13 protein-coding genes, 3 tRNA genes, 3 rRNA genes and 1 other annotated feature are annotated in these 17,098 nt (G+C 38.3%); all 19 genes read right to left on the reverse strand.

The features are described from left to right. Positions 1–25 precede the first annotated feature (25 nt). The 19 genes from rpoB to STERM_RS22280 all read right to left on the reverse strand — a co-directional run bounded on the left by rpoB (position 26) and on the right by STERM_RS22280 (position 16,946). Positions 26–3,472, reverse strand: a complete 3,447-nt coding sequence (rpoB, locus tag STERM_RS14490; protein WP_012862374.1) for a DNA-directed RNA polymerase subunit beta — start codon at positions 3,470–3,472, stop codon at positions 26–28. Positions 3,473–3,607: 135 nt separating this feature from the next. Beyond that, positions 3,608–3,979, reverse strand: coding sequence for a 50S ribosomal protein L7/L12 (gene rplL, locus STERM_RS14495; protein WP_012862375.1), 372 nt, complete (start codon positions 3,977–3,979; stop codon positions 3,608–3,610). A 26-nt stretch (positions 3,980–4,005) separates the two neighbouring features. After that, the gene (gene rplJ / locus STERM_RS14500; RefSeq protein ID WP_012862376.1) at positions 4,006–4,566 is read right to left on the reverse strand and encodes a 50S ribosomal protein L10; all 561 of its coding nucleotides are present in this window, start codon (positions 4,564–4,566) and stop codon (positions 4,006–4,008) included. Between the two features lie 10 nt (positions 4,567–4,576). Further along, positions 4,577–4,708, reverse strand: a sequence feature (ribosomal protein L10 leader region). 13 nt (positions 4,709–4,721) lie between these two features. Further along, the gene (rplA, locus tag STERM_RS14505; protein ID WP_012862377.1) at positions 4,722–5,429 is read right to left on the reverse strand and encodes a 50S ribosomal protein L1; all 708 of its coding nucleotides are present in this window, start codon (positions 5,427–5,429) and stop codon (positions 4,722–4,724) included. A 55-nt stretch (positions 5,430–5,484) separates the two neighbouring features. Further along, entirely contained in the window at positions 5,485–5,910 is a 426-nt protein-coding gene (gene rplK, locus STERM_RS14510; protein WP_012862378.1) for a 50S ribosomal protein L11, read from the reverse strand. 57 nt (positions 5,911–5,967) lie between these two features. Beyond that, positions 5,968–6,564, reverse strand: coding sequence for a transcription termination/antitermination protein NusG (gene nusG, locus STERM_RS14515; protein ID WP_012862379.1), 597 nt, complete (start codon positions 6,562–6,564; stop codon positions 5,968–5,970). Between the two features lie 10 nt (positions 6,565–6,574). Beyond that, complete coding sequence (secE, locus tag STERM_RS14520; protein WP_012862380.1) at positions 6,575–6,754, reverse strand: preprotein translocase subunit SecE; 180 nt, start codon at positions 6,752–6,754, stop codon at positions 6,575–6,577. A 23-nt stretch (positions 6,755–6,777) separates the two neighbouring features. Next, positions 6,778–6,853 (reverse strand) — tRNA-Trp (locus STERM_RS14525). Between the two features lie 8 nt (positions 6,854–6,861). Continuing rightward, the gene (rpmG, locus tag STERM_RS14530; protein WP_012862381.1) at positions 6,862–7,011 is read right to left on the reverse strand and encodes a 50S ribosomal protein L33; all 150 of its coding nucleotides are present in this window, start codon (positions 7,009–7,011) and stop codon (positions 6,862–6,864) included. Positions 7,012–7,295: 284 nt separating this feature from the next. Further along, positions 7,296–8,258, reverse strand: coding sequence for a 2-hydroxyacid dehydrogenase family protein (locus STERM_RS14535; protein WP_012862382.1), 963 nt, complete (start codon positions 8,256–8,258; stop codon positions 7,296–7,298). 196 nt (positions 8,259–8,454) lie between these two features. Continuing rightward, positions 8,455–9,864, reverse strand: a complete 1,410-nt coding sequence (locus STERM_RS14545) for a PTS transporter subunit EIIC (protein ID WP_012862383.1) — start codon at positions 9,862–9,864, stop codon at positions 8,455–8,457. 21 nt (positions 9,865–9,885) lie between these two features. Continuing rightward, the gene (gene chbG, locus STERM_RS14550; RefSeq protein WP_012862384.1) at positions 9,886–10,626 is read right to left on the reverse strand and encodes a chitin disaccharide deacetylase; all 741 of its coding nucleotides are present in this window, start codon (positions 10,624–10,626) and stop codon (positions 9,886–9,888) included. A 160-nt stretch (positions 10,627–10,786) separates the two neighbouring features. Continuing rightward, positions 10,787–11,632, reverse strand: a complete 846-nt coding sequence (locus tag STERM_RS14555) for a PRD domain-containing protein (protein WP_012862385.1) — start codon at positions 11,630–11,632, stop codon at positions 10,787–10,789. A gap of 119 nt (positions 11,633–11,751) precedes the next feature. After that, positions 11,752–11,866, reverse strand: a 5S ribosomal RNA gene (gene rrf, locus STERM_RS14560). A 73-nt stretch (positions 11,867–11,939) separates the two neighbouring features. Beyond that, positions 11,940–14,865: ribosomal RNA gene (locus STERM_RS14565) — 23S ribosomal RNA — on the reverse strand. A 79-nt stretch (positions 14,866–14,944) separates the two neighbouring features. Next, positions 14,945–15,020 (reverse strand) — tRNA-Ala (locus tag STERM_RS14570). A gap of 18 nt (positions 15,021–15,038) precedes the next feature. Beyond that, a tRNA-Ile gene (locus STERM_RS14575) sits at positions 15,039–15,115 on the reverse strand. Positions 15,116–15,188: 73 nt separating this feature from the next. Continuing rightward, positions 15,189–16,702, reverse strand: a 16S ribosomal RNA gene (locus STERM_RS14580). The 16S, 23S and 5S rRNA genes sit together here with 2 tRNA genes alongside, the layout of an rRNA operon. A gap of 106 nt (positions 16,703–16,808) precedes the next feature. Further along, complete coding sequence (locus tag STERM_RS22280) at positions 16,809–16,946, reverse strand: hypothetical protein (protein WP_169305414.1); 138 nt, start codon at positions 16,944–16,946, stop codon at positions 16,809–16,811. Positions 16,947–17,098: the final 152 nt, after the last annotated feature.

Consider the following 17,098-nt stretch of genomic DNA (forward strand, 5'->3'; position numbering starts at 1 on the left):
ACAAGAGCCTCCTCAATCCATAAGTTTAATTTTCATTATTTTTATCTAATTCTATCACTTGACCATCTTTATCAAATAAATTTATGTCTAATCCTAATGATTGAAACTCTTTTATTAAAACTTTAAATGATTCCGGTGCATCGGCTTCAGGCATTCCCTGACCTTTTACTATTGCTTCATAAGTTTTTGTTCTACCACTTATATCATCAGATTTTACCGTTAACATTTCCTGAAGGATATTGGATGCTCCATATGCTTCCAGAGCCCAAACTTCCATCTCTCCAAGTCTTTGCCCACCGAATTGTGCTTTTCCTCCGAGAGGCTGCTGTGTTACCAGCGAGTATGGTCCTATTGCTCTTGCATGCATTTTATCTTCTACAAGGTGATGCAGCTTTAACATGTACATTCTTCCTACAGTAACAGGATTATCAAATGGCTCCCCTGTTCTTCCGTCTATCAGTTTTACTTTTCCGTTTCTTTCAAATCCTACTTTTTCCAGATAATCTTTTACGTCATTTTCACTGGCACCGTCAAAAACAGGTGTGGCTATATACTGATCAATATTTCCGATTGCCAGACCCAAATGGACCTCCAATACCTGTCCGATATTCATACGTGATGGTACCCCTAACGGATTAACTGCCACATCAATCGGCGTCCCGTCTTCAAGGTGAGGCATATCCTCCACAGGAAGTATTCTAGAAACAACACCTTTATTTCCATGTCTTCCTGACATTTTATCCCCGACAGTTATTTTTCTTTTTTCAGCTATATAAACTCTTACTACTTTGTTTACTCCGGCTTTTAAATCATCTCCGTCATCTTTAGTCAGTACAAGAACATCTACTACTGTACCTTTTGTCCCGTGCGGAAGTCTTAACGATGTATCTCTTACATCCTTAGCCTTTTCTCCAAATATAGCTCTTAATAATTTTTCCTCTGCCGGCGGTTCTGTTTCACCTTTTGGTGTTACTTTCCCTACAAGAATATCTCCCGGATTCACTTGTGCACCTATTCTTATAATACCACTTTCATCAAGGTTTTTAAGTGTTTCCTCAGAAACATTCGGGATTTCTCTTGTTATTTCTTCATCTCCCAGCTTTGTAGTTCTTGCTTCTATATCAAATTCTTCTATATGAATTGAAGTAAATACATCATCTTTTCTAAGTCTTTCAGATATCAAAATCGCATCCTCAAAATTATACCCTTCCCAAGGCATGAAAGCCAGAAGTATATTTCTTCCAAGTGCAAGATCTCCACCTGCAGTTGATGGTCCGTCAGCAATTATATCTCCTCTTTTTACTTCATCATCAAGGTTTATAATAGGCTTTTGGTGTAAACACATTGCTTGGTTTGATCTTTCAAAGTTTAATAATCTATGAACGTGTTCCTTATTATTTTCATCTGTTACTATAATTTGTTTTGCATCCACAGAAGTTACTCTTCCATTTGCTTTTGATGTCATTACTGCTCCTGAGTCTACTGCCACTTTTCTTTCTAGTCCTGTCCCTACATAAGGAGCCTCTGTTCTTAATAATGGTACCGCCTGACGCTGCATATTCGATCCCATTAGTGCTCTGTTGGCATCATCGTGTTCCAGAAACGGAATTAATCCTGCTGAAACTGATACTACCTGTTTAGGCGAGACATCCAGATAATGAACCTTCTCTTTTACAATATGAACTATTTCTTCACCATATCTGCAGACTACCTCTTCTACAAGGATATTTCCTTTTTCATCGACAGGTGTATCTGCCTGGGCTATAAATAATCCTTCTTCTTCATCTGCACCAAGATAGTTTACTTTATCAAGAAGTGCCTTACCATTTTCCACTTTTGCAAATGGTGTTTCTATAAAGCCATATTTATTAACCTTCCCATAAGTTGCTAATGAACCTATCAGTCCGATATTTGGTCCTTCCGGCGTTTCTATAGGACAGATTCTTCCATAATGCGAGTTATGTACATCACGCACCTCGAATCCTGCTCTTTCTCTGGAAAGTCCACCTGGTCCCAATGCTGATATTCTTCTTTTGTGAGTTAATTCTGCAAGAGGATTCGACTGATCCATAAACTGAGAAAGCTGTCCGCTTCCAAAGAACTCCAGAATCAAAGCATTCAGAGGCTTCGTATTCAAAAGACTCTGCGGTGTCAGAGTAGTAATGTCCTGTATTGTCATTTTCTCTTTAACCATCTTAGCCATTTTCATCATTCCGCCTTTTACCTGAATGGCCAGTAATTCTCCTACTCCTCTTACCCTTCTGTTTGACAGATTATCTATATCATCAGTATATCCGTCGTCATTATAAAGGTTTCTGACATAGTTAATAGTCTGCATAACATCTTCTTTAGTCAGTGTGATCTCATTTTCCGGAAGATCAAGCTTCAGCCTTTTATTTATTTTGTATCTTCCTACATTAGCAAGATCGTATCTCTGAGGATTAAAGAACATCTGTTTTAAGAGTGATCTTGCACTGTCTACTGTAACCAGATCCCCGGGTCTCAGTTTCTTAAAAACTTCTACGACCGCTTCGTCAGATGTCTTAGTATGGTCATGAATTAGTGAATTCGCAATAATTCTGTCTTCCGGCTTTACTTCCCAGTAATAAATTTTTTCAACTTTATTCTCAATTAATTTTTCTATTCCGATCTCATCAATTAATTCTTCTGATTCCAGAACGAATTCTCCTGTTTTCTCGTCAAGAATGTCTTCTTTGTTAAAGCTTCCTTCCAGTCTGTTTTTTATTACTTCCTGTAAATCATCACCTTTGTATTTTTCATATAGTTTATTTAGCTCCAGTTCTTTTGATTCAAAAAACTGATCCATTATCTCCCTGTTATTCGTGAAAAAGTCAACTGACTTTAAGAATATAGTTGATAAAACTTTCTTTCTTCTGTCTATTTTCACATTTAATATATCATTCTTGTCAGTTTCAAATTCCAGCCAAGTCCCTTTATACGGGATTATTTTCCCAATAAATATATCTTTTCCAGTTTGTATGCTCAACTCTTTATTAAATGTAACACCTGGCGATCTGTGCAGCTGAGATACTACGACCCTTTCTGCTCCGTTTATTATAAACGTGGCTTTATCAGTCATTAACGGAATTTCTCCAAAATATACCAAAGTTTCCTGAATTTCTTCTGTCTTCAGATTTATTAAACGTAATCTTACTTTTAGCTGACCGGCATACGTTTTTCTTCTTTTTTTACATTCCAATTCATCATTAAGCGGTTTATCATTTTCATGAATCTCATACCATATATACTCTAATTTAAGTTGACCATTACTCGATTCTATTGGAAAAATTTCCTGAAAAATATTTTCTAAACCTTGGTTTTCTCTTTTTTGCGGCGGGATTCCTGCCTGTATGAAGTCTTCATATGAATTTAACTGAAACTCCAAAAAGTGAGGCATTTCTCCTCTGTCAACAATTTTTCCAAAACTAAATCTTTTAATAAGTCTGCTCATTAATTATTCCTCCTTATAGTTACCTATAACTATTCAAAAACCCAGTAATGACGGGGTTTAACTACTCTCTATATATAAATAGTGGAAAAAGACACCCTGAAATTTAGAGTGTCTCCTTATTATTTTGTCTTGTACTTATTTTAATTCTACAGTTGCTCCAGCTGCTTCCAATTGTGCTTTGATTTTTTCAGCTTCATCTTTAGAAGCTCCTTCTTTAACTGCTTTTCCGCCTGCTTCAACTAAGTCCTTAGCTTCTTTCAGTCCTAAACCAGTTATAGTTCTTACTTCTTTGATTACAGCTGTTTTCTTTTCTCCGAATCCTGTTAAGATTACATCAAATTCAGATTTCTCTTCAACTGCTGCTGCACCTGCTCCGGCACCTGCTGCTACAGCTACTGGCTGAGCTGATACTCCAAAAGTTTCTTCTATAGCTTCAACTACTTCTTTTAATTCTAAAACTGTCATGTTTTTTAAATCTTCTATAAATTGGTCTTTATTAAATGCCATTTTTTCCTCCTAAAATATTTTTTTTATTAGTTTGCTTCTGTAGCTTCTGCTGCTACTTCTTCCTTAACTTCGCTTACAGCTGCTGGCGCTTCTGCTCCTGACTCTTTTTGTTCAGTAACATTAGTCATAGCTACTGCTAGCATTCTTACTGGTGATAACAATCCGTATGCTATCTGACCAAGTAATTCTTCTCTTGAAGGTAATTTCGCTAAAGCTTCTATTGTAGCTGTCTCTACTCTTCCTCCGTCAACATATCCTGCTTTTATTAAGAATTTATCTTTTACAGTTTTAGAGAAGTCGTAAACTAACTTTGACGGTGCAACTCCATCCTCAAAACCTAATGCAAATGAAGTAGTTCCTTCTAAAACGTCATCAAAATCAGCATCTATTCCTGCTTCTTTCAAAGCAATTTTAAATAATCTATTTTTAGCTACTAGATATTCGATTCCTGCCTCTCTGGCTTTTCTTCTTAATTCAGTATCTTCATTTACTGTAATTCCTTTATAGTCTACAAATACCACAGCTTTTGCTTCTTTGATTTTATCTTTAAGTATACTTACTTTGTCTACTTTTGATTGTGCTGGCATTTTTTCACCTCCTCTATATAAAAAACCTCTGATTTGCAAAGACAATAACTCAGAGGAAAACATAGCTCTATGCTTAATTAACCTCGGTAGGATTTACCGGATTACTCCAACCTACTGTCTTTGGCTTAAAATTTTTTAAAAATATATATTCAAAATTACTTTGAAACGTATGAATTTACCAATAACGGATCTATTTTGATACCAGGACCCATTGTTAATGATATTGCTACAGTTCTTAAATACTGTCCTTTTGATGTATCAGGTTTCAGCTTTATAATCTGATCAACAACAGTTTTAAAATTTTCTGTGATTTTTTCTTTATCAAAATCAACTTTTCCTATTGGTACATGAATTGAACCTAATTTATCTACTTTGAAAGCTAATTTACCTTTTTTGAACTCATCTACAGTTTTAGCAACATCTGTTGTTACTGTTCCTGATTTCGGATTAGGCATTAAACCTTTAGTTCCTAATAATTTTCCTAACTTTCCTAATTTAGGCATCATATCCGGTGTCGCTATTACTAAATCAAAATCCAGCCATCCACCTTGTATTTTACTGATATATTCATCATCACCTGCATATTCTGCTCCGGCTTTTAATGCCTCGTCAATTTTGTCTCCTGAAGTAATAACAAGAATTCTTACATTCTTCCCTGTACCATGCGGTAATACTACAGTACCTCTAACCTGCTGATCAGCATGTCTTGGATCTACTCCTAATCTAAATGCTAATTCTACAGTTTCTGTAAATTTCGCACTTTTAGTATCAAATACTAAGTCCAAAGCTTCTTCAGGTGTATATAATTTCATTTTATCTACTTTTTTAGCAATTTCTTGGTATCTTTTCCCTTTTTTTGCCATTATGAATTTTCCTCCTTTGTGGTCATTGGGTTATCCCTTCCACTAAAATATATGGTTATTCGCTTACTTTTATTCCCATGCTTCTTGCTGTTCCTGCGATTATGTTCATTGCAGCTTCAACACTTCCAGCATTTAAGTCAGGCATTTTTGTTTCTGCAATTTCTTTAAGCTGAGCTTTTGATATAGTTCCAGCAACATCTTTTACTGAGTTTGCAGCCCCCTTGTTTACTTTAGCGGCTTTTTTCAATAAGTCAGATGCAGGTGGAGTTTTTAATATAAAAGTAAAGCTTCTGTCTGCATAAACAGAAATCTCCACAGGAATTACAAATCCCATCTTATCTTGAGTCTGAGCATTGAATGCTTTACAGAAATCCATTATATTAACACCGTGTTGTCCTAAAGCAGGTCCTACCGGTGGAGACGGATTTGCCTTTCCAGCGTCTAATTGTAATTTTATTTTTCCAATTACTTCTTTTGCCATCTTAAATTTTCCTCCTTTGTGGTAAATGATCTCTCTCCCACTTAAATATCTATACGTTTATATTTTACGAACTTCGTGATATTCCAGTTCTACTGGTGTCATTCTTCCGAAAACCTCTACCATAACTTTTACTCTTCCATGTTCATGGTCTACTTCAGCTATCTCAGCTTCCTGATTTTCAAATGCACCGTTCTTTACTATTACTTTTTCTCCTACTTCAAGATCCAGTCTTGCTTTTGGAGCGCTTGCGCTTTCGTCTAATCCGATTTTACTTAGAAGACTTTTTGCTTCATCATCTGCTAATGGTATAGGATCACTACCTACTCCTACGAATCCGGTAACACCATTGGTATTTCTTATTACATACCAGGCATCACTGTCTACCCTGTAGCCCAGACCTAAGTCGTTCTCTTCTTTCTTAGACAGCATTTCTACCATTACATATCCGGGAAATAACTTTCTGGGAACCTTAACCATTTTCCCTCTTTTTTCTTCCATTATCTCCTCTTCAGGAACAAGTATTCTGAAAACTCTGTCTGTAAGATTCAGTGTTACTACACGTTTCTCAAGATCAGCTTTTACTTTCTTCTCATAACCTGAATATGTATGTATTATATACCATTTTTTCTCTAAATTATCGCCATCTAACGTCATAATTATCCTCCTATTTACCTCTTAAAAAAGTTATTAGTAGAGATAATACTCTGTTAAAGCTAAGATCAAATGCAACTACATACAGAGAAATAAATATAGTTATTAATAAAACAATCACAGTAACATGGAGTACCTCTTGTTTACTTGGCCAATATACTTTTTTATATTCATCTATTATTTCTTTCAACATAAGTTTTTCACTCCTAATTAAAATGGCAGGTCAGGAGGGGCTCGAACCCCCAACCCTCGGTTTTGGAGACCGATGCTCTACCAATTGAGCCACTGACCTAGGTTTCATTATTTTACTTCTCTATACAGAGTGTATTTTCTTAATACTGGATTGTACTTTCTAAGTTCGATTCTCTCAGGATGTGTCTTCTTATTTTTAGTAGTCACATAGTGTCTCAACTTAGTTTCCGTACATTCCAGGATAACTTGTACTCTCATACTTCTATCCCTCCCAATAATAAATTGGTCTACCAGAATAAACTAGCCTAAAGATTCTATCATAAATTTTGCATAATGTCAAGGAGTTTTCATTACTCCTGTGATGTTTTTACAGAATCATTTATTTCCGCAGTTTTTTCAACAAACTGTTATCAGTATACAACTTTTTTATAAAAAAAGCAAAGAAAATATTTAGCTCTTTGCTTTTTTGGCAGATTTTTTATTTGCCTTATTTTATCAAGTACTGGTTTTAAAGCCTTTATGCTGTTTTTATATCAGATATTTTATTTATATTTATTTATGGGTGAATAAGGACTTTCTCCCTTTAGTACCTGTATTATATTTTTTGCAGCACACAATGCCATCTGATCTCTGGTTTCTATGGTAGCATTTCCTATATGAGGAGTAAGTACCACATTTTTCATATTTTTCAGCTCATCACTTATATTAGGTTCAAATTCATAGACATCAAGTGCAGCACCTTCTATTTCTTTTTCCCTCAGGGCTTTTACCAATGATTTTTCATTTACAATAGGGCCTCTGGCACAATTTATCAGATACGCCGTCTTTTTCATAAGTCCGAATTCTCTTTCATCAATCATATGTTTTAGTGTCGGAGTATATGCACTGTTTATTGTTATAAAATCCGATTTTTTCAAAAGTGTTTCAAAATCCGAATATTTTGCACCAAGCTTTTTTTCAGTATTTTCATCTTGTTTTTTTACATCATAATACAAGATATTCAGACCAAAACCTTTTGCCTTTTCTGCTACAGAACGGCCTATATTCCCAAATCCTATTATACCAAGTGTTTTCCCGTGTACTTCTCTGCCCAGAAAAAATAAAGGCGCCCATCCGTTAAATCCTGCAGTTCTGCATAATTCATCCCCTTCAGCAATCCTTCTTGATACTGCCAGCAAAAGTCCCATAGTCAGCTCTGCAGTAGCTTCTGTTGATACAAACGGTGTATTAGTGACAGGAATTCCTTTTTGTGCAGCATATTCATAATCTACATTATCAAATCCGGCACCAAAATTAGCTACTATTTTTATTTTTTCCGCACCGTCTATTATCTTTTTATTAACCGGAGTAGATAAAAGACTTAGAATAGCATCCGCATCCCTGCTTCTTATAAGCAGTTCTTCTTCTCCTATTAGTTTCTCTCCTTTATAAACATCAAGCTCATATTCTTTTAAGGCCTCATACCCTACTGCGGGAATTTCCCCGGCTATAAATATTTTTTCCATGTTATCTCCTTTTCTGACAAATCAAAAATTTCCAGTCTGCATCAGTATTTTTTTTATTATAACAGTATAAAACTAATTTATTTTCACCTGACCATACAGCTATATCATAACTTTTTTTTGTCATTAAAGTCAATCTGCATAAAAAAACTTTTGTTGTCGGGAAATACCAGAAAATCAGTGTCATTTAATGAACATTTTATTCTCCTGTTATCCTTTTCATATATATAATGACATTTGTAACCTCCGGTCCTATCACTACCTGTACATTATGCTTGTCATTTTTGATTACTGCATGTGCCCCGGTCTGTTTAAGCCTGCTTATATCCACAAGATCACTGTCATGCAGCTCTATTCTCAGCCTTGTTACACAATTTTGCAATGATATTATATTTTCCTTCCCCCCAATGTATTCTATTATTTTTTTTGCCATATATTCATAATTTTTGTGTGACAGTGAGAGATCATTTTCCTCCTCTTCCGCTTCATCCCCATAAAATGTCTCATCTTCCCTCCCCACTACTTTTATGTTTAATTTTGTAATCAATATATAAAAAGTAAAGTAATAGAGTATAAAAAAGAATATTCCCACGGGTATTATCATCCATGTCTTATTTCCTTTGGTAAAATTGAGGATAAAATCTACAACTCCGGTCCCGAAGGAAAAGCCCAGCCTTACCTGTAAAAAATACATTATTGCAAAAGACAGTCCTGTATATATACAATGTATAAAATACAGCAGCGGAGAGGCAAACAGAAACGAAAACTCTACCGGCTCAGTAATCCCTGTAATTATTGAAGTAATAGCCCCTGATGTCATAAGTCCTTCCACTTCTTTCTTTTTATCTTTTCTGGCTGCTCTTGTTATTGCAAGTCCTATAGCCGGTATTCCAAACATCATTATTACGAAAAATCCGACAAGAAAAGATCCGGAAGTCGGGTCACCTGCTATGAATCTTGGAATTTCACCGCTTACTATTTCTCCTTTTGGTGTCTGATATTCTCCCAGTGCAAAATATATATACGAATTAAGAACATGATGAAGTCCGAAAGGTATCAGCAGTCTGTTCAGAAAGCCGAACAGAAATACTCCTGCTGCTCCGAGCTTCACCAGTCCGTGTGCAAATTTATCAATACCGCTCTGCATAAACGGCCATATAATGCCGAATATACCTGACGTTAGAATCATAACAGGAATTATAACACTTATAGGCGTCTTCTCTCCTCCGAAAAATGTCAGAACACTGGGCAGTTTTGTTTCTTTAAATTTATTATAAACCGCGGCAGCAATTAATCCTGCTACAATTCCTCCGAATACGCCCATACTCAGGGCCGGATTCATTATCTTCATTCCTTCTTTCAAAACTATCAATGACAAAAAGCCGGTTATTGCGGGAATAGCCTTATCTTTAGACTTGGAAAAGCCTATTACTATACTCAGTGCGAAGAGCATATCCATATTTGCAAAAATAGTACCTGCCGCTCCCAGCAAAGGTATATTCAGCATATCATCCGCTCCGAATCTTATTAAAAGCCCTGCTACAGGCAGAGCAGCAATAGGAAATAAAACTGATTTTCCTAATTTTTGCAGAAAAAATTTAAAATTCATTATCTATCCTCCCGAAATATTTTATAGTTCTCTAAATGTTACAAGTTCAAATAATTCGCTGTTCCTAAAGCTCTTTGTCCTCTTTTTATCAGTTAGAAATGCTGTTTCTTCCAGACGCGGCAGATTAAAGGAAGAATTTTCCATAATAAATTTGTCAAGATAACTTGGATGTGTCATTACTTCCACAGAATCATATACTTTAAATATTTCTGAAATACTTTCAATATTTTCAAGTGCCTCTTTATATTCAAGATGAAATAAGTCGGTAGTTTTTGCTTTATTGTCTATATGCTTTAAATTGGGAAAGTTATTTCGCACAGGAAGATTATATTCATCTGCTAACCTTAAATATACCTTATAAAGCTCACCAAAGCTGTTAATATGATGATGACTGTCTAAATGCGTAGGTATCAGTCCGTAAGATAAAAATTTTTCTATCTGTGCCTTCCATTCTTTATAGACCTCATCTAAATCTATTTTAAAATCGCCGCTTTCATAAATAGAAAGTTTTTTGAAATTTCCTTCTTTATCAACAATAGTTTTATGAGTATCCAGTAACGGCTTTCCAAATGTAAGAACCAGATGTACACCTATTCCCAGTCCCGGATTTTCTTTTGCTGCTTCTACAGCATGCTCAGTAGCTTCAGTATTCATCATCATTGTAGTGGATGTGAGGATTCCGGTCTTATAAGAGTCCAGAATACCGTATGTTACGGCTCTGGAATATCCGAAATCATCTGCATTAATAATAAGCTTTTTCATTTTTGACCTCCCGAAAATTAATAAATATAAAAAAACAGGCAATAACCAAAATCCCTATACATATGTATAAAGAATTTCAGCTATTGCCTGCTTAACCAGTTACACGCTATATTTAATTATTATATTATATCTCGATTTTTTCAAATGTCAAGATCATAAACTAAAAAATATCTAAGTCTTTAGATTTTATTTTAGCCAAATGAATAGTTATATACCCTACTTCATCTTCATTAAACAGAATATTATAGTTTTTTTCTGCAAATTTAGCTACTTTCTGAGAAATTTTATAATATAGTTTCAGTTTTTTCTTTATTTCAGGAAGAAGAATATTTTCTATCTTTATATTATTTTTCACACGGTTTACTGCAAATTTCAAATGTGTAAGAAGGCGTATAAAGTCATAACTCTCCCTGTCTATTTTATGTCCGAGTTCGTTCTCTATTACCTTTACCAGTTCATATGTAAGTGTAAGCTGCTCTGAAGTCTCTGATACCTTAACCCCTCTCAGTGCAGCGTGTATATGCATAGTTATAAATCCTACTTCATCAATTTCCAGCTTATATTCAAGATGCTTATTTACTTCTGCTATAAATTTCTCAGCTATTCTGTATTCCTGAGGATACAAAACCCTGAGCTCTTCTAAAAACGGATTTCTTATAATAGTCCCGTATTTGCTTCTTTCTATTGCAAATGATAAGTGGCTTAGCATAGTAAGATGAAAATAAATGCTGAGCTTTTCTTTTAATTCCTTATCTATTATTTTCAGAGCATCCTCTACTATATCCAAAATTTCCGAATCAGTATTGCTCATAATATCAGATAAATACTTTTTATCTTCTTCAGAAAGTTCACCATATAGTTTTTCTATTGCACTGTCTGAAATAAAAGTACCAGCCTTGGCTTTAAAGCCAATACCGCATCCCACAGCAATGATTTCTGTATTTTTTCTTTTATCCTCACATAGTACAACATTATTGCTAAATACTTTAATTATCTCAAAATTCATATCTCCACCTGCTGTCATATTTTTAAATGATAGATAACGCATATAAATACCATTCTAAATTATTATACCTCGAAAATAGAAAAAATAAAAAAAGAGCCTGAAAAACAGGCAAAAAAAAAGCTTGGCGAAGACCTATATTCCCTAGAAGTAAATCTAAGTATTGTCGGCGCAAACAGGCTTAACTACCAGGTTCGAAATGTATCTGGGTGTACCTCTGTCGCTATGTTCACCAAGCAAGGATTGTCTTAAAAAGACAATGAGAAATAAATAGTAGGATAGATATCCATCAGTAAAAACGGTATATATTTTTTAAAAAGCTTCGTCATATTAGTACTGGTCAGCTAAATATATCACTATACTTACACCTCCAGCCTATCAACCTCCTAGTCTCGAAGGTGACTTAACCATAAAGGTAGAATACTCATCTTGAAGTGGGCTTCTCACTTAGATGCTTTCAGCGATTATCCCTTCCAAACGTGACTACCCAGCTGTGCCACTGGCGTGACAACTGATTCATCAGAGGTTTGTCCATCCCGGTCCTCTCGTACTAAGGACAGATCTTCTCAATATTCTTACGCCTGCAGTGGATAGGGACCGAACTGTCTCACGACGTTCTGAACCCAGCTCGCGTGCCTCTTTAATGGGCGAACAGCCCAACCCTTGGGACCTTCTCCAGCCCCAGGATGAGACGAGCCGACATCGAGGTGCCAAACACTTCCGTCGATATGGACTCTTGGGAAGTATCAGCCTGTTATCCCCGGGGTAGCTTTTATCCGTTGAGCGACGGCCCTTCCATTCGGTACCGCCGGATCACTAAGTCCCGCTTTCGCGCCTGCTCGACCCGTCAGTCTCGCAGTCAAGCTCCCTTATGCCTTTGCACTCTTCGGTTGATTTCCATCCAACCTGAGGGAACCTTTGAACGCCTCCGTTACTCTTTAGGAGGCGACCGCCCCAGTCAAACTGCCCACCTAGCACTGTCTCACAGGTTACAAACCCATGATTAGAATTCCGACAATATATGGTTGGTATTCCACCAGTGACTCCTTTACAGCTAGCGCCATAAATTCAACGTCTCCCAACTATCCTATACACACATTGCCAAAACCCAATGCCAAGCTACAGTAAAGCTCCACGGGGTCTTTCCGTCCTACTGCAGGTAGTCGGTATCTTCACCGCCATTACAACTTCACCAAGTCTCCAGCCAAGACAGCTCCCAAATCATTTCACCATTCGTGCAGGTCGGAACTTACCCGACAAGGAATTTCGCTACCTTAGGACCGTTATAGTTACGGCCGCCGTTCACTGGGGCTTCAATTCGAATCTCTCAATCCTCCTCTTAACCTTCCAGCACTGGGCAGGTGTCAGCCCATATACGTCGCCTTTCAGCTTAGCATAGACCTGTGTTTTTGGTAAACAGTTGCTTGGGACTCTTCACTGCGACCTACTTCTGCTCCGGACGTTTCTTCCTTCACATAACATAGGTACCCCTTCTCCCGAAGTTACGGGGCCATTTTGCAGAGTTCCTTAGCTAGAGTTATCTTGTCGGCCTTATGTTTCTCACACAGTCCACCTGTGTCGGTTTACAGTACGGGCACTATTATTCTAAATAGAAGTTTTTCTCGGCAGCATAGGATTTGTAACTTCGCTTCCTTAGAAGCTCCCTATCAAGTCTCACATTTAATCAGGCGGATTTACCTACCTAATCATGCTACTCTCTTCGACATACTATTCCGTCAGTATGCTTACATACCTTTCTGCGTCACTCCATCTCTCAAACAAATAACAGTGGTATAGGAATATTAACCTATTTTCCATTCGCCTACGCTTTTCAGCCTCAACTTAGGTCCCGACTCCCCCAAAGCGGACAAACCTTCCTTTGGAAACCTTGGACTTCCGGCCAGAGGGATTCTCACCCTCTTTCTCGCTACTCATTCCTGCATTCTCACTTCTGATACCTCCAGCATGCCTTACAGCACACCTTCTTCGGCCTACAGAACGCTCTCCTACCAAACTAACTTACGTTAGTTTCCACAGCTTCGGTTTATGTCTTAGCCCCGTTACATCTTCGGCGCAGACACTCTCGACCAGTGAGCTATTACGCACTCTTTAAAGGTATGGCTGCTTCTAAGCCAACCTCCTGGTTGTTTCTGAATGTCCACCTCCTTCCCCACTTAGACATAATTAGGGACCTTAGCTGGTGGTCTGGGCTGTTTCCCTCTCGTCTGCGGACCTTGTCACCCACAGACTCACTCCTAACAATTAAACTATAGTATTCGCAGTTTGCTTGACTTCAGTAAGCTATACGCCCCCTAGGCCATACAGTGCTCTACCCCCATAGTTCTTTGTTAAGGCTGCACCTAAATGCATTTCGGAGAGAACGAGCTATCTCCTAGTTCGATTGGCTTTTCACCCCTAAACCTATCTCATCTCCCAGCATTTCAACGATGGTGAGTTCGGTCCTCCACTAAGTCTTACCTTAGCTTCAACCTGGACAGGCCTAGATCACTAGGTTTCGCGTCTATAACATGCGACTATCGCCCTATTAAGACTCGGTTTCCCTTCGGCTCCGCTTCCTTAACCTTGCCACATATCATAACTCGCAGGATGATTAACCAAAATCCACGCAGTCACCCCGAAGGGCTCCTACCGTTTGTAAGCACACGGTTTCAGGTTCTATTTCACTCCCTTACACAGGGTTCTTTTCACCTTTCCCTCACGGTACTCTCCTCTATCGGTCAACAAGAGTATTTAGCCTTACGAGATATGGTCCTCGCTGATTCACACCGAATTCCTCGTGCTCGATGCTACTCGGGATATTTAATATATACACTCAATATTACTCATACAGGACTTTCACCTTCTATGGTTTACCTTCCCAGATACATTCTAATTCTATTTCGTATATATTGACTTCAGAGCTATCCGTCATTAAACTCCCACTACCCCACACAAGCAACGCTGCTCGCTTATACACTTATGTGGTTTAGGCTCTTCCCCTTTCGCTCGCCGCTACTCAGAGAATCGTTTTTACTTTCTCTTCCTCGGGTTACTTAGATGTTTCAGTTCACCCGCTTACCTCTTTCGTAAATACCCTCCAGGTATTTAGGTTCTCCCATTCGGACATCTTAGGATCAAAGCTTCTTTGCAGCTCCCCTAAGCTTTTCGCAGCTTATCACGTCCTTCATCGGCTCTTGTTGCCTAGGCATCCTCCGTGTGCCCTTAGCGCTTTTCTTTCGATAACCTCTTTTTTACTTTCTTTCTTTCTACCTACTATTCATTTCTCATTGTCCAATTATTACTTTTTTATACTTTTGGTGGAGATAAGCGGAGTCGAACCGCTGACCTCTGCCTTGCAAGGGCAGCGCTCTCCCATCTGAGCTATATCCCCAAAAAAACATTTTCGATATGGTGGGCATGACTGGACTCGAACCAGTGACCCCTGCGTTATCAGCACAGTGCTCTAACCACCTGAGCTACACGCCCATATCATTTTTTTCAATTGTCTATAAAAAACAATCAAAATAAAAGAAGAAGCTGCCATCTTATTTCTCCTTAGAAAGGAGGTGATCCATCCGCACCTTCCGGTACGGATACCTTGTTACGACTTCACCCCAATCGCTTACCACACCTTCAGTACTTCCTTCCCTTACGGGTTAGGCCAGCAATTTCAGGTGCAACAAACTCTCGTGGTGTGACGGGCGGTGTGTACAAGACCCGAGAACGTATTCACCGCGGCATTGCTGATCCGCGATTACTAGCGATTCCAACTTCATGAAGTCGAGTTGCAGACTTCAATCCGAACTGAGAACAGATTTCTTGATTTGCTCCATGTCACCATTTTGCTTCTCTTTGTACTGTCCATTGTAGCACGTGTGTAGCCCAGATCATAAGGGGCATGATGACTTGACGTCATCCCCACCTTCCTCCTGCTCTTCGCAGGCAGTCTCGCTAAAGTCCTCAACTTAATGTTAGTAACTAACGATAGGGGTTGCGCTCGTTGCGGGACTTAACCCAACATCTCACGACACGAGCTGTCGACAGCCATGCACCACCTGTCTTCCGGTTCCCGAAGGCACTTAAGTATCTCTACCTAATTCCGGAGATGTCAAGATCTGGTAAGGTTCCTCGCGTTGCGTCGAATTAAACCACATGCTCCACCGCTTGTGCGGGTCCCCGTCAATTCCTTTGAGTTTCAGCCTTGCGGCCGTACTCCCCAGGCGGTTCACTTATCGCATTTGCTTCGGCACAGACGATCTACTCGCCCACACCCAGTGAACATCGTTTACAGCTAGGACTACCAGGGTATCTAATCCTGTTTGCTCCCCTAGCTTTCGCACTTCAGCGTCAGTTTTTGTCCAGTGAGCTACCTTCGTCATCGGCATTCCTACATATATCTACGAATTTCACCTCTACTCATGTAGTTCCGCCCACCTTTCCAATACTCTAGAATTTCAGTTTCGTCGGCAAGCTAATGGTTGAGCCACTAGTTTTCACCGTCGACTTGAAACCCCGCCTAGATGCCCTTTATGCCCAATAATTCCGGATAACGCTTGCGACATACGTATTACCGCGGCTGCTGGCACGTATTTAGCCGTCGCTTATTCTGTTGGTACCGTCATTTTTTTCTTCCCAACTTAAAGCACTTTACAATCCGAAGACCTTCGTCGTGCACACAGAATTGCTGGATCAGAGTTACCTCCATTGTCCAATATTCCCCACTGCTGCCTCCCGTAAGAGTAAGGGCCGTATCTCAGTCCCCTTGTGGCCGTCCACCCTCTCAGGCCGGCTACCTATCATCGCCTTGGTTGTCCGTTACACTACCAACTAGCTAATAGGACGCAAAGCTCTCATATGGCATTGCTTTTCATGAATCAATGATGCCATTAATTCATTATATCAGGTCTTATCCGTCGTTTCCATCGGTTATCCCTGTCCATATGGCAAGTTCTTTACGCGTTACTCACCCGTCCGCCATGATACCCTCTCCCCGAAGGGAGTCTTCTCATCGACTTGCATGTGTTAAGCATTCTGTCAGCGTTCATCCTGAGCCAGGATCAAACTCTTCATTCAATATTTATTTCCACTACCTTAATCTTTTCTTTCTTGGCGTTTGCTTCTTCTTCTATTTTCATTGTCCTTTTGTCGGCTTCTTTTTCCGTCGACAAGATATATACTATCAAATACTTCCTTTTTTGTCAATGCTTTTTTTCCCTTTTTTCTTTTTTTTTATTTTTACCATTGATTTTACTGCTTTAATGGCTTTAGGTTTTTTATTTATCCTTGAAAATCCTGTGTTTTTTTTACCTGTTTTCAATCATAATTAATTTATTATTTTATTATCTCATCTTACTTTATAATACTTTATAAAATTCTTTTTTAAGTATCTTCATTTTATTGCCATTACTTTTCAAACATGATAATATATATAATACACTGGCTGGTTGTACATTTTATATTTTCGATATC

Origin of the sequence: Sebaldella termitidis ATCC 33386 (assembly GCF_000024405.1) — a bacterium.
Taxonomy (GTDB): domain Bacteria; phylum Fusobacteriota; class Fusobacteriia; order Fusobacteriales; family Leptotrichiaceae; genus Sebaldella; species Sebaldella termitidis.

What these genes read in the sequence shown, in the direction of transcription:
- nusG (WP_012862379.1), bottom strand. Translation starts at nt 6,564, where the DNA reads ATGACGTTAGATGGCGATAATTTAGAGAAAAAATGGTATATAATACAT.
- STERM_RS14535 (WP_012862382.1), bottom strand. Translation starts at nt 8,258, where the DNA reads ATGGAAAAAATATTTATAGCCGGGGAAATTCCCGCAGTAGGGTATGAG.
- STERM_RS14545 (WP_012862383.1), bottom strand. Translation starts at nt 9,864, where the DNA reads ATGAATTTTAAATTTTTTCTGCAAAAATTAGGAAAATCAGTTTTATTT.
- rplJ (WP_012862376.1), bottom strand. Translation starts at nt 4,566, where the DNA reads ATGCCAGCACAATCAAAAGTAGACAAAGTAAGTATACTTAAAGATAAA.
- rpmG (WP_012862381.1), bottom strand. Translation starts at nt 7,011, where the DNA reads ATGAGAGTACAAGTTATCCTGGAATGTACGGAAACTAAGTTGAGACAC.
- rplA (WP_012862377.1), bottom strand. Translation starts at nt 5,429, where the DNA reads ATGGCAAAAAAAGGGAAAAGATACCAAGAAATTGCTAAAAAAGTAGAT.
- STERM_RS14555 (WP_012862385.1), bottom strand. Translation starts at nt 11,632, where the DNA reads ATGAATTTTGAGATAATTAAAGTATTTAGCAATAATGTTGTACTATGT.
- rplL (WP_012862375.1), bottom strand. Translation starts at nt 3,979, where the DNA reads ATGGCATTTAATAAAGACCAATTTATAGAAGATTTAAAAAACATGACA.
- rplK (WP_012862378.1), bottom strand. Translation starts at nt 5,910, where the DNA reads ATGGCAAAAGAAGTAATTGGAAAAATAAAATTACAATTAGACGCTGGA.
- rpoB (WP_012862374.1), bottom strand. Translation starts at nt 3,472, where the DNA reads ATGAGCAGACTTATTAAAAGATTTAGTTTTGGAAAAATTGTTGACAGA.
- chbG (WP_012862384.1), bottom strand. Translation starts at nt 10,626, where the DNA reads ATGAAAAAGCTTATTATTAATGCAGATGATTTCGGATATTCCAGAGCC.
- secE (WP_012862380.1), bottom strand. Translation starts at nt 6,754, where the DNA reads ATGTTGAAAGAAATAATAGATGAATATAAAAAAGTATATTGGCCAAGT.